Below are 21,436 nucleotides of genomic sequence, written 5' to 3' on the forward strand. Positions count from 1 at the left end.
TATGCTACTTCTCAGCCTGTTCTACGACCTTAACACACGAACGATGCTCTTAAAACAATCAATTGTTCTGCTTTTACTAAGTTTAGGGACAAGTACATTTGCACAGTCGCCAATGAAAGTGGCAAATTACGCCTACGGCCAGCCCGGCACCGACACCTATGAAGCGTTTAGCTTTTGGGTGAAAAATGAAAAACGGGCAACAATCGACTACACCTATGGCAAAGACCGAAAAGAAACACCCTTGCAGTTTGTCGGCAAATCGCAGCCTGGAAGCAAAGCCGGGTTTATGGTTCAGTTCCCTAACCACTATACGTTGTACGTAACACCATTGGGCAACCAGTTACAGGTAGTGGATGAACAGAAAAAATACCGAAAAACGTTTAGCTGGCAATACGAAGGGCCCGTCAATGGCGTTGGAACCTTCTGCGATGTTTGCGCCCAGGATGAAAAAGAGGCCATGCGTTTGATTCAACAGTATTACCTGAAATGAATGAGTGGATGGTTTAGAACTTACTTGATTTTGTCGCAAGTGTGAAAATGAGTGATTTGGTCATTTTTCCCTCCGGCCGGAATGACAAAAAGTATTCAACAAACTCTTAAACAGTATCTCTATCGATAATTCATTCAATTCGTAATGACATACTACGCAACTCAGGTGTTTGCCATTCGGGACCAGGTTTTTCCAGCGGCTTATCAGGTCAGGCAGATAATCCGGGCGAAACAGTTTATTGATAGCAACTTGGCCGAGCCGATAAGCCTGGAAACGATGGCCCAGGTCGCGTTGCTGTCAAAGTTTCATTTTCTACGGCTTTTCAAACGGTGTTACGGTCGCACACCGCACCAGTATCGCACCGAACAGCGACTTATCCGTGCCAAACAACTTCTGCAAACCGGCCTATCGACGACCGAGGTCTGCCATGCCCTGAATTTTGAAAGCGTTACGTCGTTTATCGGATTGTTTAAAAAATACACCAGACAAACACCGTTGGCCTACCAGCAAAAAAAGCAATTTTCGAGAGCCTGAACGCTGTTTTCCGATTGATCTTTGCCCTATTCAACAACTACTTCGTTTTATGCGAATCAAACTGGTGAGTGTGCTGGTCGACGATCAGGAAAAAGCGCTCCAATTTTATACGAACATTTTGGGGTTCGTCAAAAAAACGGAAATACCACTGGGCGACCATCGATGGTTAACCGTTGTTTCTCAGGAAGAACAGGATGGCACCGAAATCGTACTCGAACCGATGGGCTTTCCACCCGCCCAAACCTACCAGAAAGCCCTGTTCGATGCCGGTATTCCTTTGACCGCTTTTCAGGTCGATGATATTGAGGCCGAATACCGCCGACTAACCGAGGTAGGCGTTTCGTTCAGCATGGCTCCCACTCCAATGGGCACCACTACCCTGGCCGTCTTTGCCGACACCTGTGGTAATAATATCCAGATTTATCAGATAAACTGATTAGTAACAGACAAGCAAGCCACAAACAAATAAAAATCAATCTATTTTAATTAGTCCCATGATAGTCGCAACGTTTCGTCCAGTTAAGCTACTGAGATGGTACGGCTTACAACGATGGCACTTGAATACTCCACTAAAGCTTGTAGAAAAGACCGTAACCTGTAAATGCCTATTTTGCAGTCTGAATTCTTTCAACTATGAAATTGGCTTATTTCCTCTTACCCTTCCTTTTGCTGGTGGTACTGTCGGTACAGGCGGCACCGGGCGATACACATATTATTATCGAAACCAGCCAAACGGCGCTGGTAATCCGAATCGACAAAGAGCAGATTCCTACGCTGGTTCATCTGGGAGCCAAACTTCGCAATACAACCGAATACGCAGCCATTCCAGCCAACGGGAAGCGGGGTGAAGATTATACGGGTATTTATAATTCGGTGTATACACCCGCCGGAGGTCGTAACCTGCTGGAACCAGCGATTCAGGTCACCCATGCCGATGGCAACCCCTCACTCGACCTCAAATATATCCGGCACGAAACCCAGTCGATAGCCGATGGGGTCGTACTTACCAAAGTCTATTTGAAAGACCCGCAGTATCCGTTCGAGGTGACGCTGTATTATAAGGCGTATCAAAAAGAGGATGTCATTGAGCAATGGTCATCTATCCGACATACTGAGAAAAAGTCCGTTGTACTGCATAAGTACGCATCGGCTAACCTCTACATTCCGGCTCAAAACTATTACCTGACACACTTCCACGGCGATTGGGCCAATGAAATGAATCCGTCGAAAGTGCTGCTGACCGAAGGCATTAAAGTGCTGGATTCCAAACTCGGTACACGGGCCGATCTGTTCCAGCCGCCTTCGTTTCTGGTATCCCTCAATCAACCTGCCGAAGAAGACCAGGGCGAGGTCATTGCGGGAACCCTGGCCTGGTCGGGCAATTATCAGTTGGCGTTTGAAGTCGATCCACTTCACAATCTGCGGGTTATACCGGGTATTAATCCATATGCATCGGCTTACAACTTAGCGCCGGGCGTTGAGTTTACCACCCCGGCTTTTCTGTTCACCTACTCCCAACAGGGCAAGGGCGGTGCCAGTCGCCATTTGCACCGCTGGGCCCGAAAACATCGTATTCCACAAGGCGAAGGCAACCGACTGACGCTGCTGAACAACTGGGAAGCAACCTATTTCGATTTCAACGAAGAAAAACTAAGTTCGCTGTTCAAAGACGGTAAAAAACTGGGCGTCGATCTGTTCCTGCTCGACGATGGCTGGTTTGGCAACAAATACCCCCGCAACGACGACCACGCGGCCCTGGGCGACTGGCAGGAGAACGTCAAAAAATTACCGCATGGCTTGGGTTATCTGGTAAAAGAAGCTGAGAATGCGGGGATCAAATTCGGTATCTGGCTGGAGCCGGAAATGGTCAGTCCGAAGAGCGAACTCTACGAAAAGCACCCTGATTGGGTGATTAAACTGCCTAATCGGTCGGAGTATTATTTCCGCAATCAGTTGGTGCTCGACCTATCGAATCCGAAAGTACAAGACTTCGTGTACAATCTGGTGAATGACTTACTTACCAAAAACCCAACGCTGGGCTTTATCAAGTGGGATTGTAATGCAGTCATTTACAATGCCTATTCGGCTACCAATCTGAATCAGTCGAATCTATACGTCGATTACGTACTGGGCCTATACAAAGTGCTGGACCGGCTCCGGGCCAAGTACCCTACACTGCCCATGATGCTTTGCTCTGGTGGCGGTGGCCGAGTCGATTATGGGGCGCTGAAGTACTTTACTGAATACTGGCCCAGCGACAACACCGATGCCTTGGAGCGGATTTTTATTCAGTGGAATTACTCGTATTTTTTCCCCTCCATTGCCAGTTGCAACCACGTAACCGACTGGGGAAAACAGCCGATCAAATTCCGAACAGACGTAGCCATGATGGGCAAACTGGGCTACGACATTGTGGTGAGTAAACTAACCGACGACGAACTACAGTTCAGTCAGCAGGCGCTGAAAACCTACGAACGCATCAAAACCACCATCTGGCAGGGCGATCTGTTCCGGCTGGCGTCTCCATATACAAACGATGTTGCATCTAGCCTGTACATTAGCGAGCAGCAGGATCGGGCGGTCTGGTTCACGTATCTGGTCAAAAATCGCTATAAAGCGGGTAGCCAGGCCCCTATTAAACTGAAGGGCCTGCGCCCCGACAAGCTGTATAAAATTCAGGAACTCAATGTCTATCCGGGCACACGCTCCGCTATCAATACAGCTAGCCCCACCTACTCAGGCAATTACCTGATGACCATCGGCTTCAACCCGCAGGTTGACACCCGCCGAACCAGTGTGGTACTGGAACTGACCGAAGCAAACTAGTAGGCTGGCTATGGATCAGGCTTTCGTAGTTGCCATAGAACACAGATGGTTATGATTTACATAGGTCTTAACTAATCATATAAATCATAATCATCTGCGTTCTATTCTCTATAAAAGCGTAACATGTACTATGCAAACAGACGCGGATGTCATTATTGTCGGCGCTGGTCTGGCAGGCCTGGTAGCTGCCGCTGAACTGGCCGATGCCGGGAAGCGCGTTATACTGGTCGATCAGGAGCCGGAGCAAAGCATGGGCGGGCAGGCATTCTGGTCGTTTGGCGGCCTGTTTCTGGTCGATTCGCCCGAACAGCGACGCCTGAAGATTCGGGATTCGTACGAGCTGGCCCTCACGGACTGGATGGGCACAGCCGCCTTCGACCGCCCGGAAGATCACTGGCCCCGGAAATGGGCCGAAGCTTACGTAGCGTTTGCGGCTGGCGAAAAACGTTCCTGGCTACACCAGCAGGGCATCCGTTTTTTTCCGATTGTGGGTTGGGCCGAACGGGGTGGGTACGGCGCTATCGGGCATGGCAATTCAGTACCCCGTTTTCACGTCACCTGGGGTACGGGGCCCGGCGTTTTAGCTCCGTTTGAGCAACGGGTTCGGGAAGCCGCTAAACGTGGGTTGATTACGCTGAAGTTTCGTCATCGAGTCAATGAATTGCTCATAACAAACGGTGCTGTGGATGGTGTTCAGGGTGAAATTCTGGAGCCCAGCACCGTGAAGCGGGGTGAAAAAAGCTCCCGCGTTCCTATCGGAGACTTTACGTTTCGCGCCCAAGCTATTGTTGTTACGTCAGGAGGTATTGGTGCCAATCACGAACTAGTCCGGCAGAACTGGCCTAAACGTCTGGGAGATCCTCCTAACCATATGCTATCGGGCGTACCCGATCATGTAGACGGGCGTATGCTGGCTATTTCGGAAGCCGCCGGTGCCAATCTCATCAACCGCGACCGCATGTGGCATTATACAGAAGGCGTTCAGAATTGGGCACCCATCTGGAGCCAGCACGGCATTCGGATTTTGCCCGGCCCATCGTCGCTATGGTTCGACGCCCTCGGCAATCGATTACCTGTACCACTCTTTCCGGGCTTCGATACGTTGGGCACCCTGAGCCACATCCAGCAAACCGGCTACGACTACACCTGGTTTATTCTGAATCAGGCCATAATTCGGAAGGAATTTGCCTTGTCGGGATCGGAACAGAACCCGGATTTGACGGGTAAAAGCTGGCGACAGGTGTTGGGCCGGGCAGTAGGCAAAAACGCTCCGGCCCCTGTCGAAGCATTCAAACAAAACGGAGCCGATTTTATCGTTAAGGATACGCTGGCCGATCTGGTTGATGCCATGAACAGGCTAGCGGGCGAACCGCTGCTCAATCTGGCCACTATTGAACGCGAAATCGTAGCGCGTGACCGACAGCTACTTAACCCGTTTAGCAAAGATGCCCAGATCACGGCCATTCGGGGTGCCCGTCGCTATTTGGGCGATCGACTGATTCGAACAGCGAAACCGCACCCTATTCTTGACCCATCGGCCGGGCCACTGATCGCCGTCCGGCTGCACATTCTTACCCGTAAAACACTGGGCGGGTTGCAAACTGACCTTTCAAGTCGGGTGCTGAGAATCAATGGGGAGCCTGTTCCAGGGCTATATGCAGCGGGCGAAGTGGCGGGGTTTGGTGGGGGCGGTATGCATGGGTATCGGGCATTGGAAGGTACATTTCTGGGCGGCTGTCTGTTTTCAGGACGCACCGCCGGTCGGGCAGCGGCCCAGGCTATTCAGTAAGCAAACATTTTCGGGCGTATCGGTCTTATACTAGACTACCAATTACTCCATACGCCATGAAAAATTTTGTTGTCCGAAAAAAGATTAGCCTGAAAGCCACCCCTGAACAGGTTTGGAACGCCCTCACCAATCCCGAGAAAACGAAAAAATACTTCTTCAACTGCGAAGTATTTTCAGACTGGGAAGTAGGCAGTACGATCCTGTTTACCGGCCGTATGTTTCTCATCCGAAAAATTGAGTTGAAAGGCCAAATCCTAAAGTTTGAACCCAATAAGCTCCTCAAATACACGCTGATGAACGACGGAGCGGATGAAGAATCAGGGGATTTTTCGACCGTAACCGATGAACTGACCTACAAAGACGGCAAAACCATCCTTTCCATTACCGACGATGTAGGCCCGGCTAAAGGAGCCGAAGAACGCTACGAACGTTCGCTGAAAGGCTGGGATAGTATCCTGAAGGGATTGAAGAAAGTGGTGGAAGCACCTTGATGCTTACCAGAAACTACAATTTCATAATGCGCCGGGCCGTTTTCCTGTCGCCAACGTTGATTAGCAACAAATAGCTGCCATTCGGATAGTCGGTCATGGGGAGTACGGCCGTTTCCTGCTGCGTTTCTTTCCTGTACAACGACTGACCAACCAGATCGACCAGTTCCAGACGAGCGGATTGTTGGCCAGTTAGCCCCCGAATACGAATTGTCAGTGATGAAACGGTTGGATTCGGGAACACCTCTACGACCTCGGCTAACGTAGGATCTTCTATACCTAAAAGTGGGTTGATCAGGACTGAAACTGGAACCCGCTCGCTCTCGCAGGAGCCTATTTTCTGAGCCACGTAATACGTAGCCGGCCCTACCTGGTTAGTCGCTGGCTTCGGCGCCACACTGGAGCCCTCACCACCCGTCGCATCAGTACCGTACCATACTAAGGACGCCGTACTATCGGTCGTTGTGGCACTTAGCGGCATCGCTACCTGACCCTGATAATAACTCACCACCATGGTAGCCGTAGTAGGCTTCGAAGGCGTGGGATTGACGGTTACAGTTAGAAAAGTAGCCCAAAACATAGCATCAGACCATGAATAACCTTGATTTAATGAACAGCCTTTTTGGGGGTCCATTGGTTCCAGACTGAACATATAACGCTTTACATTTGGCGTACGCGTATCGGGAACAGGAGGATCGAATGTTGGGCCATTTGACGTATATAATGCAGGATTATCATAATAGACGACTCTGTAATTATCAGGTGCTGGTCCATGCCCATTCATATTTAGCGGATAAGCCTTTTCCCCCTGGCAATAGCTCAGACGGCCGTAACGGGGGTCTCCTTCGTCTGATTTCCACGGATTAGCTGGTGCAGGACCACGCCATGGCCGCCACAGAATTCTAACTTTTGTTTGTACACGCTCACTTTCACAGCCATCGACGAGTTGCGATACATAATAGACTTTCTCATCTAGCGGATACACATAATAGGGTGGTGAGTTATAATAATTCTTGTATACATCGAATTCTGCCCAGGTTTTACAAGCTATAGTATCCTGAATGGAATGCGATTCGCAGTATGGATAATGAGCGTAATCGGAGAAGTAATTATACTGTCCACCCACATACATTCTTGGTTCTGCTCCGTCGATAAGCTTCACTTTGACAGGAATGTAACGATCCCAATCTTTTGATGAATACCCATCGCAGGCTAACGTAAGCGAATCGACCAACGGCGGGGCTGGCTTCGACTCGCCCCCTCTTACCAATAACCGGGTAGGGCTGGGCATGCCAATAACATCAGGATTTGTAGCTTTTACCCTAACCGAATAAAATCGACCAGCAACTACATCCGCTGGAATAGTAGCACTCATGGGTATTCCATAGGTAAAAATGGGGTTCTTGGTAGGAATATCTATATACAGGCCACCATCTGAAATTTGGACCGTAAAAACGGTATTGGTAGAATAGCCTTCAATAGTGGACAAAGACGAAGTTGAAACAGTGAACGAAGAGCCTGGGCATGTAGCGGTAATACTTAGTGGCTTGGTTTCGAGTACGGTTTGAGCTTGTAGTCTAAAAACCAGGCATATGAAAATAAGCCCTGCCCAAATGGGCCAAAGTATACGATAAGTCATAGTTGGATGGGTTAGCCAATGCATGACGAATATAGTCATACACCTAAGAACCAAAAACATCCGTTAGGGTTTAAGTTACCCGTCAGCCAAATGAAAAAGCCTTTTTTAACGATCTACTTAGTCTTTGGCGATTAAGTTGAAATCCATAAAGAGTGAGTTACAGGTTAGCCAAAAATGGCCAAATAAAATAGCCCTGTCATGCCTCCGACCTTTATTTGTCTTTGGGTAAGTCGGCCGTTAACCATAGAAATTAGGGGTATCCGTTTGCTTTTCTGACGAATTGAGCGGTTCTTGTAGGTATATCTTCTTCTTCATGGCAGAAAACGTCTCTAATTCCGTTTCGTCGGTCGACACCGCCGAACCCACCGAATTTAATCGTTCATTGAGTCTCCTCGACTCTACACTTATAGTATCCGGCTCCATGATTGGCTCCGGCGTTTTTATTGTATCGGCCGACATGGCCCGCAACCTGGGTTCGTCGGGCTGGTTGCTTATGCTCTGGGTACTGACGGGCGTATTGACGGTAGCCGCTGCGCTGAGTTATGGTGAGCTGGCGGGCATGATGCCCAAGGCGGGTGGACAATATATCTATATTCAACGCGCTTTCGGCCCTTTGACTGGCTTCGTCTATGGCTGGACGGTATTTATGGTTATCCAGACCGGAACCATTGCGGCTGTAGCCGTGGCTTTCACCAAGTATACCGCTGTCTTTATTCCGGCTTTAGGGCCAGATAATGTGCTACTAGCGCTTGGACCTATAAAAGTGACGCTCGGGTCATTGTTTGCCATATCGAGTCTGGTATTCCTTACCTGGCTAAATAGCCGGGGGGTGCAAAGTGGGAAATTCATTCAGAACGTATTTACCTCCGCCAAACTGATTGCTCTGCTGGGTTTGATCGTGATTGGTATTACTATCGGGTTGAGTAGCGGTTTATTATCAACCAACCTGACCAATGCCTGGGAAGCCAGTACGACATCAGCTACCGGCGACGTAATTCCACTGGCGGGTATGGCGCTGATTCTGGCTTTTGGTACGTCGATGATTGGATCGCTATTTTCGGCTGATGCCTGGAACAACGTGACGTTCATTGCGGGAGAAATCAAGAATCCGCGCCGGAATATTCCTTTAGCCCTGTTTTTTGGCACGCTGATCGTAACAACTATTTACTTTCTGGCGAATGTATCGTACCTCTCCCTGCTTCCCCTGAAAGGATCGCCCAACGGCACCGACATCATCAGCCGGGGTATTCAGTTTGCCGTTGCCGACCGCGTGGCCACAGCCGCTGTTGAAACCATATTTGGTAACGTAGCGGTCGCCATTATGGCCGTGCTGATTATGATTTCGACCTTTGGCTGTAACAATGGGTTGATCCTGGCAGGGGCACGACTCTACTACGCCATGGCAAAAGACGGGCTGTTTCTGAAACAGGCATCACACCTCAACCAGCATGCTGTGCCAGGCCGGGCACTTTGGGTTCAGTGCATCTGGGCATCCGTTCTCTGTCTGTCGGGCAAATACGGCGACCTACTGGACTATTGTACCTTTGCTTCGCTAGTGTTTTATATGGTAACCATTGCCGGACTTTTCCGGCTTCGTCGCACCGAACCGAATACCGAGCGACCGTACCGGGCGTTTGGCTATCCGATTGTTCCAGCACTGTACATCGTTGCAGCACTGGCCATTTGTATCATTCTACTGTATACCAAAACATTCAACACGGGTATGGGTCTGCTAATTGCCGGATTGGGTATACCCGTTTATCTATTAACCAAGCGGAAATAATCCGATGATCGAACATGGATTGGTGTGATGCCGGTCCGTGTTCGATCAATTGGCAACTTTACACTTCACCTGCTCCTTTCTACAATTCACCCGCCTTCTTTCGCAACTGGCCGACATGTAGCTCGTCAAGGTGTTTCAGCATAGCTAGTTTTGTTCTGTTAACCAACAACTACTTATGAACACCTTAGAACGTCCCGATACCTTCCGCAAGGTGCATAAAGCACTGCGCAAAACGTTGTTCGATACCACCTATTTAGCCGGTCGCACCGATTTTACGATCGACCATGAACTGGAAGCGTTAAAAACCCAGGTTAACGAGCTAGTTCACTTCCTGCATATGCATGCGCACAAGGAAGAAACGTACAGTTTTCCCCTTATCGAAGCCAAATGTCCCGGTGCATCGGCTCATGATCAGGCCGAACACGAAAAAATCGATCAGCTCATTGCCGATCTTGAGCATCGGTTGGCAACCACCCAGGCCAGCCCGTTAGCTGTCCGGCCTGGCCTGGGTTATGATTTTTACCTGGCACTTAATCGGTTTGTATCGGTCTACCTGATGCATATGGACGAAGAAGAAACCGACACCACTGCGCAAACCTACGCCCTCTGTACGGATGAAGAGATTCAAGGCGTTACGCAGAAAATCATTGCCAGTATGTCGCCAGCCGATGCCGGTTTATCGTATCGGTATATGATTCCAGCCCTGCATTCGGGCGAACGAACAGCTTTTTTCAAGGAAGTACAGGCAACCGCTCCACCTTTTGTTCTGCAAAACCTTTTAAGCGTCGCCAGCACAACGCTCTCTGCTCATGAGTTTCAACAGCTAGAAACCGCTGTAGTAAGGCGGGTGGAAACCCGCAATTTTTAGGCATATAACGCGGGTTCCTACCCGCGTTACTATAAGTGCAGTTCATTTCATAACTTATTGGCTCATCGAACCGTTTGTTTGTCAATGAATGACATAACGGCAGATGGCAGATTTCCAGGAAAACGAAACCCTACGCATGGAAACCTTCAGCGATGGGGTTTTCGCCATTGATATTACGCTGCTTACATTTCAGTTGAAAACGCCCAGTCTGCGGGCTGCCACCTCCAACCATTCGCTGGCTTTAGCGCTGTTTCATCAATGGCCAAATTACATCGCCTATTTTGTTAGCTTCACAACCATCTTTATCATCTGGCTTAATCATCACCGGATGTATAATGTCATCCAGCGCAGCGATGTCCGGTTTATGTTTTACAACGGCCTTCTGCTACTGCTAGTCAGCATTATTCCGTTTACGACCTCGCTACTCGCCGATTACATCAACACCCCGGCACATTCGCTTTCGTCGGCGCTGTATATGTTCCTTTTCTCGGGGATTTCCTGGGTCTTATTTGTGATGTGGAACTACGCTACCGACAACTATCGGCTCATTAAACACCCCGTAGGTGATGTACGTATACAAACCATTCGGACCAGCCAGCTGCTTAGTGCCCTTACGTATGCGTTTGCCGCTGTTGTATCATTCTTACTGCCGTTCCTAAGCATTCTGGTTGGTTTGGGGATGGTCGTCTATTTATCCCAATTGAAATATCACTGCAACAAAGTCGTTTAATGCTATAGTATAACTATGGTAATCAAGTATTATTCTCACCTACTTTTAGCAGGACTTGTCGCTGGCTGGCTTAGCGCCTGCACAGGTGTTGGACCGGCCACCAATTTGTTTCGTTCCACGTCGCCCCATGATCAATACAGCCAATCGCTCAAGGAGGCAAAGCTGGATCAGACCGCCCTGGGTACCGATTGGCTAGGTGCTGCTGACCGAGCCCTCCACGACTCGCTGAAAATCACGGTGCCGTATCGCGAAAGCGGCTATTTTTCGGCTAACAAAGCATTTGCTGTAGGCTATCGGCTGGATGGGCAACGGGGGGATCGGTTCCTGGTTCGGGTAGAAACCCAGGGCCAGAAAACCACGCAGATTTTTATCGATGTATTTTCGCTTGACGATCGAAACCGAACGTCCTTAATGGCAGCATCGAAAGCCGATACGAATGTGCTGACCTGGGAGCCTCGAAAAAATCAGACGTACCTGATCCGTATTCAGCCAGAACTGCTCCGAAGTGCCAGTTACACCATTTCAATTACGCGTGAACCCGCTTTAGCTTTTCCCGTCAAAGGGCTCGATAGTCGTCAGATCAGCAGCTATTTTGGCGCAGCCCGCGATGGAGGCCGCCGTCGGCACGAGGGTATCGATATTTTTGCTCCCAAAGGAACGCCTGCACTCGCTTCGGTCAATGGCATTGTTACAGGCGTTGGCACTAACTCGCTGGGTGGCAACGTCGCCTTTCTGACGGATAACGAACGAGAAATCCGGCTTTATTACGCTCATCTGGACAGTTGGCATGTCACCAATGGGCAACGCGTTGCGGTAGGCGATACGATTGGCTTCGTGGGTAATACCGGCAATGCCCGTACGACTGGCCCTCATCTGCATTTTGGCATTTATGGCCTGACAGATGGAGCTACTGACCCGCTCCCTTTCGTCAGACTCGGACGCGGCCCAGCCAAACAGATGATCCTGGCTAGTGGCCGTTTAGGTGATTCGGTACGTGTGTCGGCCGCGAAATCGCTGGTTCGCCTGTCACCTGGCAGTGATTCGCCCATCGTGCGTGAGTTGCCTAAGTCATCAGCGTTAACCATTCTCGGTGGAACGGAAACCTGGTTGCGAATCGAAACGCCTGATGGCCTGACAGGCTATATTCTCAATAGTACTACAGAAACGCCCAAACAGCCCGTTCGGCGTTTAACGTTATCGACACCAGGCACGCTACGGGATGCCGCTGGCGAGCAGGCGGGGATTATCACCACATTACCTATAGGCTCTACCGTCGATGTGCTGGCCCGAACCGATGTCTTCCAACTTGTCCGAAGTTCTACTGGAAAAACAGGCTGGTTACCAGTACAAGCTAACTCGGCCCAATCTGTCAATTCGGCCGTTCGTTAAAGGGCCACAAAATATTGTTTAGAAACTATCTAAATTAATAGTTTCGGCTTATCTTTGTTTGTTCATTTGCGTACCCATGACCAGTAACGTACCGACAACCTATCAGGAAGTCTTCCGAACCGACAAAGGTGTTGTTTATCAATGTGATGCGAGCTACCGCCTGATTCTGGAATTCTGGAATACCCGCACCCAATTTTCAGCACGCGACTTTGCCCATTTCCGCCGTATGGTCGAAACCATCGACATCCGGCAGATGGCGCTTAGCACAGCCGCATCCGATGACGTTGAAATCCTGACACTACCCCGTTCAGAACGTTGCTATGTGCTTACCCTATGCGAGATTGTTCATTTGCGTGAGTTGCTCAACGGTGCCAAACTTATGCTGGACCTGAACTCCATGCTGCGCGAATGTGGCTGTACCCTACCCCAGCCCGCATAAATAGATTACGTCTAAATTTCTTGATAGTCAGCCGGCTTTATAACATGAGCCGGTTTTTTTTGTTTTTTTGGGAAAAGATCTCACCGGCAACAGCCATTTACTTATGAAAGACTTAGCAAGACTTCGCACCGCAATTAAAGAGAGCGTTGAGCTGGCGTTGAACCAGCAAATACAGATGGAAATGGTATCTTCCTCGAAATACCTGGCGATGGCAGGCTGGTGCGACCGTAATGGACTAGACCACTGTGCAGGCTTTTTTTACAAGCAGTCGGACGAGGAACGTCATCATGCCATGAAGCTTTTCCACTACCTCTGCGACCAGGGCGCTACGGCTTATTCGCCCGAAGTTCCAGCCGTTGCGCAGGAATTCGACTCGCTAAGGTCTGTATTTGAAGGGGCTTTAGAGCAGGAAGTGTCGGTAACGGACTCGATCAACCGCATTATCGGCATCTGCCGTCGCGAAAGTGACTATGCTACTGAAGAATTGCTGAAGTGGTATGTAAAAGAGCAAATGGAAGAAGAGTACATTGCCCGTCGCTGCCTCGAACTGATCGACCAGATTCCATCCGACCAGATTTATTATCTCGATAAAAAACTCGCCAGCGTTACTTACGATGGCAACGTATTTGACGAATAACCAACCTATGAGAACGTAGAAAAGGCATCTGGTATGGATGCCTTTTTTTATGACTACCATTTGGGTGGTGGCGATTGAGAAACGGCCTTCGTTGGTGTATCGATAGGCACCGTATTCCAGGACGTATCGATAGGTAGCGCTGCTTTGATTGTATCACAATCCTGTAACCGCTCCTGCAATTCGTTGATTTTACTCTCCTGCTGAGTCAGATTTCTCTGAAGATCAATTGTGGCGTCTTCCAGTCGTTGATGTCGATTATAAGCCACACCAAGCAACGCCATAATGCCTAACAGCAGCACGATGACAACTGCCACGAGCGAATAAATAACTCCTCGGCTTACGGTGGACATAACCTCAAAACGAAAGGCACAAAATAACAAAAAGGTATGCCCATAAAAAAACCTGCCCTTTGCAGAAGGCAGGTTTTTATTTTACTACTTTGAAACGCCCTTAACGAGCCGCGCCATAATCCTGACCGGCACTTTCAGGGAAGTTTTTCATGATACTGGAAACCGTTTCGCGGAATGCCTGATCACGATCACGTTCTTTGTTCCGGGTGTTTAGCTGCCCCGTTGCCCAGCCTTGCCAGATGATATCGTTGGTACGAGCATCCAGTACGTTGATTACCACACGGTTCTCTTCATACTGCCGCGAATACACATTGTTGCCCATGCCACCGTACCACCACGAATAAGGCGAGTACATATTGTTCGACTGGATTTGCTGACGATCTTTCGAATCCATAAAAAACCGAACCACCAGATCCGCTTCGCCCTGTGTTACAGGCTTGTAGCCACGCGATTTCAGCGACTGGTCAAGCGCATCGGCAATCCGACGCTGGTTGAGGTTGCTACCTACAATGGGGTCAGCATTCCGTTGCCGATCAGCTTCGATCCGGTAGGTCGTAAACTGACGAACATTCACTTTAGGATCGTAGTCGTATTTTACTGTAATAGCAGGAGCACAGGACGCCAGCGTACCGACGACGAACAGACTAGTTATTATGCCTTTGAGTTTCATGTATTTTGAGTCGTTAAATGGTCCTTAAACCGCTTAATTAACGTTAGAGAAATAGTCATTCGTATATGACAACTTAATAACAACAAAAGTGCTTCATGCGTTTCGATCCTGGGTTAAATATTTAGGCAGAAACAGATCATTAAAAGTCTGATAATCAACACCCCTACTTTACAATTAAGTAATTTTAACAACGCTTTAACCTGGCCCGGTCAACGGGCGCTTGCAGGCTTGCCCCAGTACTTCTTCTTTCTTTTTCTATGACGCAATCAGGCAGGAAAGCGTTGCAATGAGTTAGTAAAAGTTACGAAAAAATAAAGCCGCTCCCTGATCAGGGAACGGCTTTATTTTTTTAACGGTAAGTCGATGATTAGCCATTAGCCAACGCTTCGGCACCACCCACAATTTCAAGAATTTCGGTAGTAATCGCAGCCTGCCGGGTCCGGTTGTAGACCAGTCGAAGCTCTTTCAGCAGTTCGCCGGCATTCTCGGTTGCTTTATCCATAGCGGTCATCCGGGCACCATGCTCAGCTGCATTTGAATCCAGAACCGCTTTATACAGTTGAATCTTAATTGTTTTTGGAATCAGTTCCGTCACAATCTGCTCCTCCGAGGGCTCGAACAGGTAGTTGATGGAAGTAGCTCCCCCCGCAGGCGACTCAGCCGCTACGATTGGCAGCATCTGTTCAGTCCGAATAATTTGTACCGCTGCATTTCGGAATTCATTATAGACAATCTCTACCACATCGTAACGACCATTGGCAAAGCCTTCCATAGCCTCTTCGGCCGCAGCCCGGACCGTACCAAAATTGAGTGAATTAAACGTATCGATGTGATTGGTATTCACTTTAAAGCCACGGCGCTGAAACGCTTCTCCACCTTTCTTACCAATGGCCATAATTTCCACATTGCCCGAGCGAGCCTGTGTGGAATACTTTTCATCGATCAGTGTCAATGCTCCCTTTATCGCATTCGAGTTGAATGCCCCGGCCAAGCCACGATCAGAGGTAATCACAATGATCAGGACCCGCCCAATAGTCCGTGTTTGCTTATATGGACTTTCCGAAGCCGTTTCCGCCCCTGCCGATACCGTTCCAAGCATCTGACTCAGTTTCTGGGCGTAGGGCCGCAATTGCGTTATGTTATCCTGCGCCCGACGCAGTTTAGCCGCCGACACCATTTTCATGGCTTTGGTGATCTGCTGAGTCGAGTTGATCGAAGCAATCCGGGCGCGTACTTCTTTTAGTGAGGCCATTCCTTTAAGGAGTTAGCAGTTAGGAGCGAGGAGTGAGGAGTTGCTGACGCACATATAATATTCCCTAGTTTCGTTCCTAACTCCTTAAGCTATTAATAAAAGGAGTTAATAGTGAGGAATTAGGAGCGAGGAGAAAACCGAACGTATCAGCATGCTCTCCCCTAACTCCTCGCTCCTAACTCCTTAAAAAATTAATAATTTGCTGAAAGATCAGCGGCTACTTTCTTCAAGGTTGCCGTTCCTTCGTCGGTCAGTTTACCGGCACGCAGTTCGTCCAATACCTTCGGATACTGAGCGCTCAACACCATACCAAACTCACTTTCGAACGCTTTTACCTTGGTGACAGGAACTTTGTCCAGTAAGCCGTTTGTCGACGCATAGATGATGGCCACCTGCTGTTCAACCGGAACGGGTGAGTACTGCGCCTGTTTCAGCATTTCCTGATTCCGGCGTCCCCGCTCAATGGTCAGTTTGGTCGACGCATCAAGGTCAGAACCGAACTTGGCAAACGCTTCCAGCTCGCGGAACTGAGCCTGATCGAGTTTCAGTGTACCTGCCACTTTCTTCATCGACTTGATCTGGGCGTTACCACCTACCCGCGATACCGAGATACCTACGTTGATAGCTGGACGGATACCCGAGTTAAACAGGTTCGACTCCAGGAAGATCTGACCATCGGTGATCGAAATTACGTTCGTAGGAATGTAAGCCGAAACGTCACCAGCTTGTGTCTCAATAATTGGAAGAGCTGTCAACGAACCGCCCCCTTTCACCTTGTCTTTCAACGCGGGTGGCAGGTCATTCATATTTCTCGCGATATCGTCGTTGCTGTTGATTTTCGCAGCCCGCTCCAGCAAACGGCTGTGCAGGTAGAATACGTCACCAGGATACGCTTCCCGTCCTGGAGGGCGACGCAGCAGCAGCGACACTTCGCGGTAAGCGACAGCCTGCTTCGACAGATCGTCGTATACAACCAGTGCCGGACGGCCTGTATCTCGGAAGAACTCCCCGATAGCTGCACCTGTAAACGGAGCAAAGAACTGCATCGGCGAAGGGTCCGATGCGTTGGCTGCCACAATCACCGTGTAATCCATAGCACCCGCTTTCCGCAGGGTAGCTTCTACCTGCTTAACGGTCGATGCTTTCTGACCGCAGGCAACGTAGATACAATAAACGGGCTGGCCTTTGTCGTAAAATTCTTTCTGGTTGATGATGGTGTCGATGGCCACAGCGGTCTTACCCGTCTGACGGTCACCGATGATCAATTCACGCTGACCACGGCCGATGGGGATCATGGCATCGATAGCTTTGATACCCGTTTGCAGTGGCTCGTTTACCGGCTGACGGAAAATTACGCCTGGTGCTTTGCGCTCCATCGGCATGGGAAACAACTCACCCTGAATAGGGCCCATACCATCTATCGGCAGACCCAGGGTGTTAACAACGCGGCCAAGAATACCATCACCTACGTTTACGTAAGCAATCTGATTGGTACGCTTAACGGTATCGCCTTCTTTGATTTCCGAATAATCGCCGAGCAATACAGCACCAACGTTATCTTCTTCAAGGTTCAGAGCCATGGCCTGAAGCCCATTCTCGAACGACAGCAATTCACCGGCCTGCACCTTCGAGAGGCCGTAGATACGCGCTACGCCGTCGCCGATTTGCAGCACCGTACCGACTTCTTCGAGTTCAGCTTCAGATTGTGTTCCGGCCAGTTGACGGCGGAGGATCGCTGATATCTCGTCGGGTCTTACGGATTCCATATATGTGAGAGGGAAATTTAGTTTATTTTTTCGGCCGCAAAGGTACGATTAAAATTTAATAAAAATACGATGAAATGAAGAAATAACGACTGAATCTTAGACTTTTCCGATATTCTTCATCAAAAGCGAGCACCATTGGCTGGCCCCGAACGACCGTTCATCCAAATTAACGGTACTTTAAGGGGCTAAAATTGATTTCTGCCAAATTTTCAACTACTTTTATTTGTGTGATCAGTGAAAGGATTAGGCTGAAATTGACCGCCCCCTCATCAACATTTTTTAGCCGAACCTGCTTATCGTTAAACTTTTATCCTATTCATTCACGTTTCAGTAGTATTAGGTCTCAATTCAATTACACCCGTTTTATTTTCGCATGAAGTTTAATCAATGGATGCTGGCCGGCACTGTATCGGCATTAGTAGTTGCTGGTTCCGCCACCGCCCAAGTCAAAAAGCCTGCCGTAAAAAAACCTGCTCTGGCCCCAAAAACAGCCACAGCTCCCAAACCTGCCAAAGGCACCTTAACCTCCGAACGCGACTCTCTTAGCTATAGCATCGGCGTCAGTATCGCCCAGAATATCAAACAGCAAGGCCCGAAAGATGTCAATTCAGCGCTGATTGCCCAGGGTCTAGATGAAGCCCTGAAAGGGGGTACGATGCTGCTGTCGATGGATCAGGTTCAGCAGGTTATCCAGAATTTTTACCAGAAGCAGATGGTCACCAAAAATGCAGAGGCCATGAAGGCATCGGCTGAAAACAAAAAAATTGGTGAAGCATTCCTGGCCGAAAATAAAACCAAAACGGGTGTAGTAACCACGGCTAGTGGTTTACAATACTCCATTGAGAAAGAAGGTACCGGTCCCAAGCCGACCGCTACTGATCGAGTAAAGGTTCATTATGCAGGCCGACTATTGGATGGTACTGAATTTGACAGTTCTATCAAGCGCGGCCAACCCGCCGAATTTGGCGTAGGCGAAGTCATCAGAGGCTGGACCGAAGCCCTCCAGCTGATGCCCGTAGGCTCCAAATGGAAGCTCTATATTCCCTCTGATTTAGCCTATGGCGACCGGGGTGCCGGTGCCGATATTAAACCCGGCTCAACATTAGTGTTCGATGTTGAGTTACTTGATATTGTAAAACAATAACCAAAGAGCGAAAGAATGAAAGAGCGAAAGAGTGAATTGGAACCAACTAGTTTTGCACCATTGGTTCAGTTTCGCTCTTTCACCGCTCCGGCGGCCCGGTCTTTCGCTCTTTCGCCATTAACCTGGGTAATAATAGATGAAGAAGTATCTGGTGACTCTTATGCCCGTGCTGATGCTGAGTTTTCAGCCGGATTTGCCCTCGAATGGTGCTGTAGGCCACGCTTCGTCCCTACAAACCTCATCTCAATCGCCGACAGCCGACGATCTGAAGCCGACTGTTTCCCAGGAACGGGTCGAACAACTGGTAGCCAAACTATTGACGACCTACCACTATCGGAAGGTGCGGCTCAATGATTCCCTTTCGTCAGTTGTTTGGGACAATTACCTCAAAGAACTCGATGGCAACAAAACGTATTTATTGGCGTCGGATGTAGCGTCGTTCGAAAAATACCGCTATCAGATCGATGATGCACTGATCAATGGCGATCTGACGGCGGCTTACGACCTGTATAATGTGTTCCGCAAGCGGTTCAAAGAGCGTAGTGACTTCGTGAAAGAGCAACTCAAAAAGCCGTTCACCTTCACGGAAGATGAAACCTTCAACACCGATCGTGAAAAAGCGCCCTGGCCAAAAACGGTTGAAGAGCAAAACGACGTGTGGCGTAAAATCCTGAAGAATCAGGAACTAGAACTGCGACTGGGCAATCGGAAAGATAGTGCTGTTGTGGCTACCATGAACCAGCGTTATGCGAATCTGGACAAAGCTTACAACCGCATCAAAAGCGCCGACGTATTCCAGATTTACATGAACTCGTTTGCCGAAGCACTTGACCCGCATACGAACTATTTCTCGCCAACCAATGCCGATCGGTTCAATCAGGAAATGAGCCAGTCGCTGGAAGGTATTGGCGCTATGCTTCAGGAAGACGGCGAGTATATCAAGATAACGCAGGTGTTGCCTGGTGGCCCGGCCTTTAAAAGTAATTTGATCAAAGTAAATGATAAAATTGCGGGGGTTGCTCAGGGGGATAATGGCCCAATGGTCAATACCATGAACTGGCAGGTCGATGAAGTGGTCAAGCTCATTAAAGGACCAAAAGGTACAGTTGTGCGTTTGCAGATTGTTTCGCCCGATGCTATTGCGGGTGCCCCTCCGAAAGAACTTCGATTGGTGCGGGAGAAGATCAAACTGGAAGAGCAGCGTGCCAAAAAAGAAATCATTGAGGTAACCGACAATGGTAAACCCTTCAAAATTGGTGTGATTAACATTCCGATGTTCTATCGCGATTTCGAAGGCGCCCGTAAGCGTGAAGAAGGCTTCAGCAGCACCACGAGCGACGTGAAGAAGTTCGTCGAAGAACTTAAAGGCGAAAAAGTAGACGGTATTGTAATTGACCTGCGTGATAACGGGGGTGGTTCGCTTACCGAAGCCATTGACCTGACGGGTATTTTTATTCCGAAAGGTCCAGTTGTTCAGGTAAAAGAATCATCGGGCGAAACCGAAGTTTATGCCGACAAAGACGGTGGCACAACGGTTTATAATGGTCCGATGGCCGTTCTGGTAAACCGCTTCAGCGCATCGGCTTCCGAAATTTTCGCAGCTGCTATTCAGGATTACAAGCGGGGCATTATCGTGGGTGGCCAAACCTTCGGGAAAGGCACCGTGCAAACGCTGATCGATCTGAACCAGTGGCTTCCAAAAGAACCGGAAAAAGTAGGTCAGGTGAAAATGACCATTCAGAAATTCTACCGGATCAATGGCAGCAGTACGCAGCACAAAGGGGTAACGCCCGATGTCGAACTACCTTCTGCTTTCTCGGCCGAAGAGTACGGTGAAAGTTCTCAGCCAAGCGCACTGCCCTGGGATCATATCAACTCAACGCGCTATGAGCTGTCGAACGATCTGGACGATAAAGTTCTTACTCGTCTTCGAGATCGTTTTGAACAACGGCTGAAATCAGACCCAGAGCTGAAAAAGCTGGCGCAGGATTTAGCCGATTTCAAGAAGGCGAAAGAAAATACAGTCGTATCACTCCAGGAGTCGAAGCGTCGGAAAGAGCGGGAAGAAGCGGAACGCAAACGGGCTGCTGCCAACAAAGTTTCACAAATGTCGGCTACGACCGATGAAACCGGCACGCCATCGACCGCAGCGACTGCCAAGAAGAAAAAAGACCTGTACCTGAACGAAGCTGGTCTGGTATTGGCCGATTACATTCTGGCGTCAAATCTGGCTGTGAATAAGAAAATGTAGTGAGTTGTCTCATTTCATTACTGAAAAGCCTGCACTTCGAACCGAGATGCAGGCTTTTCAGTTTGTAATGTTTGTAACGCGGGTAGAAACACGCGTTTTTAGTCTTGCACTTATCCCTGCGGGTTCCCACCCGTGTTACAAACTGTGTGGTATTTTCTTATCAAACAAGCCGATCTCGAAACAGCCCAATACCAAAGTCTGCAAAGACAGTCATTGCTAACTGAGGTTGAAACATTCAACGAACCCTACGAGAATTGGTACGTTTTCACCGTGGAGAAGGAGAGTTATGTTTCGTTCATGGATGACCTTGATCGACAGGGTATTGCTTATGAACTAACGGCCAATCGTCCAACTCGTGCCGAATTGCTGGAACGCATGCGATGACCTTACT

General features: G+C 49.1%; 20 protein-coding genes. 15 read left to right on the forward strand and 5 right to left on the reverse strand.

All coding sequences use genetic code 11. The features are described 5' to 3' along the window. Position 1 precedes the first annotated feature (1 nt). From BGO59_RS28790 to BGO59_RS28815, 6 genes are all read left to right on the forward strand, one after another. Entirely contained in the window at positions 2-490 is a 489-nt protein-coding gene (locus BGO59_RS28790; protein ID WP_293689662.1) for a hypothetical protein, read from the forward strand. A 144-nt stretch (positions 491-634) separates the two neighbouring features. Further along, positions 635-1,024: a helix-turn-helix domain-containing protein gene (locus BGO59_RS28795; RefSeq protein ID WP_293689665.1), complete on the forward strand. Its 390-nt coding sequence runs from the start codon at positions 635-637 to the stop codon at positions 1,022-1,024. A gap of 49 nt (positions 1,025-1,073) precedes the next feature. Then, positions 1,074-1,460, forward strand: coding sequence for a VOC family protein (locus tag BGO59_RS28800; protein ID WP_293689668.1), 387 nt, complete (start codon positions 1,074-1,076; stop codon positions 1,458-1,460). 197 nt (positions 1,461-1,657) lie between these two features. Then, a complete protein-coding gene (locus tag BGO59_RS28805; protein ID WP_293689671.1) occupies positions 1,658-3,850 on the forward strand; it encodes an alpha-galactosidase in 2,193 nt (730 codons plus the stop codon). 130 nt (positions 3,851-3,980) lie between these two features. Further along, positions 3,981-5,639, forward strand: coding sequence for an FAD-binding dehydrogenase (locus tag BGO59_RS28810; RefSeq protein ID WP_293689674.1), 1,659 nt, complete (start codon positions 3,981-3,983; stop codon positions 5,637-5,639). A 56-nt stretch (positions 5,640-5,695) separates the two neighbouring features. After that, a complete protein-coding gene (locus BGO59_RS28815) occupies positions 5,696-6,130 on the forward strand; it encodes an SRPBCC domain-containing protein (RefSeq protein WP_293689677.1) in 435 nt (144 codons plus the stop codon). 13 nt (positions 6,131-6,143) lie between these two features. On the opposite strand, the gene BGO59_RS28820 is transcribed toward BGO59_RS28815, so the two are convergent. Then, positions 6,144-7,502, reverse strand: a complete 1,359-nt coding sequence (locus BGO59_RS28820; RefSeq protein ID WP_293689680.1) for a T9SS type A sorting domain-containing protein — start codon at positions 7,500-7,502, stop codon at positions 6,144-6,146. Between the two features lie 577 nt (positions 7,503-8,079). Here BGO59_RS28820 and BGO59_RS28825 point away from each other — a divergent pair. The 6 genes from BGO59_RS28825 (at position 8,080) to BGO59_RS28850 (ending at position 13,612) form a co-directional block, all read left to right on the forward strand. Next, complete coding sequence (locus tag BGO59_RS28825) at positions 8,080-9,549, forward strand: APC family permease (protein WP_293689683.1); 1,470 nt, start codon at positions 8,080-8,082, stop codon at positions 9,547-9,549. A 175-nt stretch (positions 9,550-9,724) separates the two neighbouring features. Then, complete coding sequence (locus BGO59_RS28830) at positions 9,725-10,417, forward strand: hemerythrin domain-containing protein (RefSeq protein WP_293689686.1); 693 nt, start codon at positions 9,725-9,727, stop codon at positions 10,415-10,417. Positions 10,418-10,520: 103 nt separating this feature from the next. Continuing rightward, positions 10,521-11,147, forward strand: coding sequence for a TMEM175 family protein (locus BGO59_RS28835; RefSeq protein WP_293689689.1), 627 nt, complete (start codon positions 10,521-10,523; stop codon positions 11,145-11,147). Positions 11,148-11,162: 15 nt separating this feature from the next. Further along, positions 11,163-12,536 (forward strand): peptidoglycan DD-metalloendopeptidase family protein, encoded by a 1,374-nt coding sequence (locus BGO59_RS28840; protein ID WP_293689692.1) that lies wholly within the window; start codon positions 11,163-11,165, stop codon positions 12,534-12,536. Positions 12,537-12,612: 76 nt separating this feature from the next. Beyond that, positions 12,613-12,975: a DUF6686 family protein gene (locus tag BGO59_RS28845; protein WP_293689694.1), complete on the forward strand. Its 363-nt coding sequence runs from the start codon at positions 12,613-12,615 to the stop codon at positions 12,973-12,975. A gap of 103 nt (positions 12,976-13,078) precedes the next feature. Further along, the gene (locus BGO59_RS28850) at positions 13,079-13,612 is read left to right on the forward strand and encodes a ferritin (RefSeq protein ID WP_293689697.1); all 534 of its coding nucleotides are present in this window, start codon (positions 13,079-13,081) and stop codon (positions 13,610-13,612) included. A 53-nt stretch (positions 13,613-13,665) separates the two neighbouring features. Here the strand turns inward: BGO59_RS28850 and BGO59_RS28855 are convergent, their stop codons facing one another. The 4 genes from BGO59_RS28855 to atpA form a co-directional block, all read right to left on the reverse strand. Then, a complete protein-coding gene (locus BGO59_RS28855) occupies positions 13,666-13,962 on the reverse strand; it encodes a hypothetical protein (protein ID WP_293689700.1) in 297 nt (98 codons plus the stop codon). A 100-nt stretch (positions 13,963-14,062) separates the two neighbouring features. Then, positions 14,063-14,632, reverse strand: coding sequence for a DUF4136 domain-containing protein (locus tag BGO59_RS28860; protein ID WP_080054538.1), 570 nt, complete (start codon positions 14,630-14,632; stop codon positions 14,063-14,065). Between the two features lie 367 nt (positions 14,633-14,999). Further along, entirely contained in the window at positions 15,000-15,884 is an 885-nt protein-coding gene (gene atpG / locus BGO59_RS28865; protein WP_293689702.1) for an ATP synthase F1 subunit gamma, read from the reverse strand. 191 nt (positions 15,885-16,075) lie between these two features. Next, a complete protein-coding gene (gene atpA, locus BGO59_RS28870; protein WP_293689704.1) occupies positions 16,076-17,650 on the reverse strand; it encodes a F0F1 ATP synthase subunit alpha in 1,575 nt (524 codons plus the stop codon). Between the two features lie 373 nt (positions 17,651-18,023). On the opposite strand from atpA, the gene BGO59_RS28875 reads away from it, so the two are divergent. The 3 genes from BGO59_RS28875 to BGO59_RS28885 all read left to right on the forward strand — a co-directional run bounded on the left by BGO59_RS28875 (position 18,024) and on the right by BGO59_RS28885 (position 21,429). Beyond that, positions 18,024-18,794: an FKBP-type peptidyl-prolyl cis-trans isomerase gene (locus tag BGO59_RS28875; RefSeq protein ID WP_293689706.1), complete on the forward strand. Its 771-nt coding sequence runs from the start codon at positions 18,024-18,026 to the stop codon at positions 18,792-18,794. Between the two features lie 136 nt (positions 18,795-18,930). Beyond that, positions 18,931-21,045, forward strand: a complete 2,115-nt coding sequence (locus tag BGO59_RS28880) for a carboxy terminal-processing peptidase (protein WP_293689708.1) — start codon at positions 18,931-18,933, stop codon at positions 21,043-21,045. Positions 21,046-21,189: 144 nt separating this feature from the next. Continuing rightward, entirely contained in the window at positions 21,190-21,429 is a 240-nt protein-coding gene (locus BGO59_RS28885; protein ID WP_293689710.1) for a hypothetical protein, read from the forward strand. Positions 21,430-21,436 lie beyond the last annotated feature (7 nt).

Origin of the sequence: Spirosoma sp. 48-14, assembly GCF_001898575.1 — a bacterium.
Classification (GTDB): domain Bacteria; phylum Bacteroidota; class Bacteroidia; order Cytophagales; family Spirosomataceae; genus Spirosoma.

Bases quoted from the DNA above. Each gene is read 5' to 3' on its own strand.
- BGO59_RS28880 (WP_293689708.1), top strand. From the start codon at position 18,931: ATGAAGAAGTATCTGGTGACTCTTATGCCCGTGCTGATGCTGAGTTTT.
- BGO59_RS28855 (WP_293689700.1), bottom strand. From the start codon at position 13,962: ATGTCCACCGTAAGCCGAGGAGTTATTTATTCGCTCGTGGCAGTTGTC.
- BGO59_RS28850 (WP_293689697.1), top strand. From the start codon at position 13,079: ATGAAAGACTTAGCAAGACTTCGCACCGCAATTAAAGAGAGCGTTGAG.
- BGO59_RS28820 (WP_293689680.1), bottom strand. From the start codon at position 7,502: ATGAGTGCTACTATTCCAGCGGATGTAGTTGCTGGTCGATTTTATTCG.
- BGO59_RS28835 (WP_293689689.1), top strand. From the start codon at position 10,521: ATGGCAGATTTCCAGGAAAACGAAACCCTACGCATGGAAACCTTCAGC.
- BGO59_RS28795 (WP_293689665.1), top strand. From the start codon at position 635: ATGACATACTACGCAACTCAGGTGTTTGCCATTCGGGACCAGGTTTTT.
- BGO59_RS28860 (WP_080054538.1), bottom strand. From the start codon at position 14,632: ATGAAACTCAAAGGCATAATAACTAGTCTGTTCGTCGTCGGTACGCTG.
- BGO59_RS28825 (WP_293689683.1), top strand. From the start codon at position 8,080: ATGGCAGAAAACGTCTCTAATTCCGTTTCGTCGGTCGACACCGCCGAA.
- atpA (WP_293689704.1), bottom strand. From the start codon at position 17,650: ATGGAATCCGTAAGACCCGACGAGATATCAGCGATCCTCCGCCGTCAA.
- BGO59_RS28840 (WP_293689692.1), top strand. From the start codon at position 11,163: ATGGTAATCAAGTATTATTCTCACCTACTTTTAGCAGGACTTGTCGCT.
- BGO59_RS28815 (WP_293689677.1), top strand. From the start codon at position 5,696: ATGAAAAATTTTGTTGTCCGAAAAAAGATTAGCCTGAAAGCCACCCCT.
- BGO59_RS28830 (WP_293689686.1), top strand. From the start codon at position 9,725: ATGAACACCTTAGAACGTCCCGATACCTTCCGCAAGGTGCATAAAGCA.
- BGO59_RS28805 (WP_293689671.1), top strand. From the start codon at position 1,658: ATGAAATTGGCTTATTTCCTCTTACCCTTCCTTTTGCTGGTGGTACTG.
- BGO59_RS28845 (WP_293689694.1), top strand. From the start codon at position 12,613: ATGACCAGTAACGTACCGACAACCTATCAGGAAGTCTTCCGAACCGAC.
- BGO59_RS28875 (WP_293689706.1), top strand. From the start codon at position 18,024: ATGAAGTTTAATCAATGGATGCTGGCCGGCACTGTATCGGCATTAGTA.
- BGO59_RS28790 (WP_293689662.1), top strand. From the start codon at position 2: ATGCTACTTCTCAGCCTGTTCTACGACCTTAACACACGAACGATGCTC.
- BGO59_RS28810 (WP_293689674.1), top strand. From the start codon at position 3,981: ATGCAAACAGACGCGGATGTCATTATTGTCGGCGCTGGTCTGGCAGGC.
- BGO59_RS28800 (WP_293689668.1), top strand. From the start codon at position 1,074: ATGCGAATCAAACTGGTGAGTGTGCTGGTCGACGATCAGGAAAAAGCG.
- atpG (WP_293689702.1), bottom strand. From the start codon at position 15,884: ATGGCCTCACTAAAAGAAGTACGCGCCCGGATTGCTTCGATCAACTCG.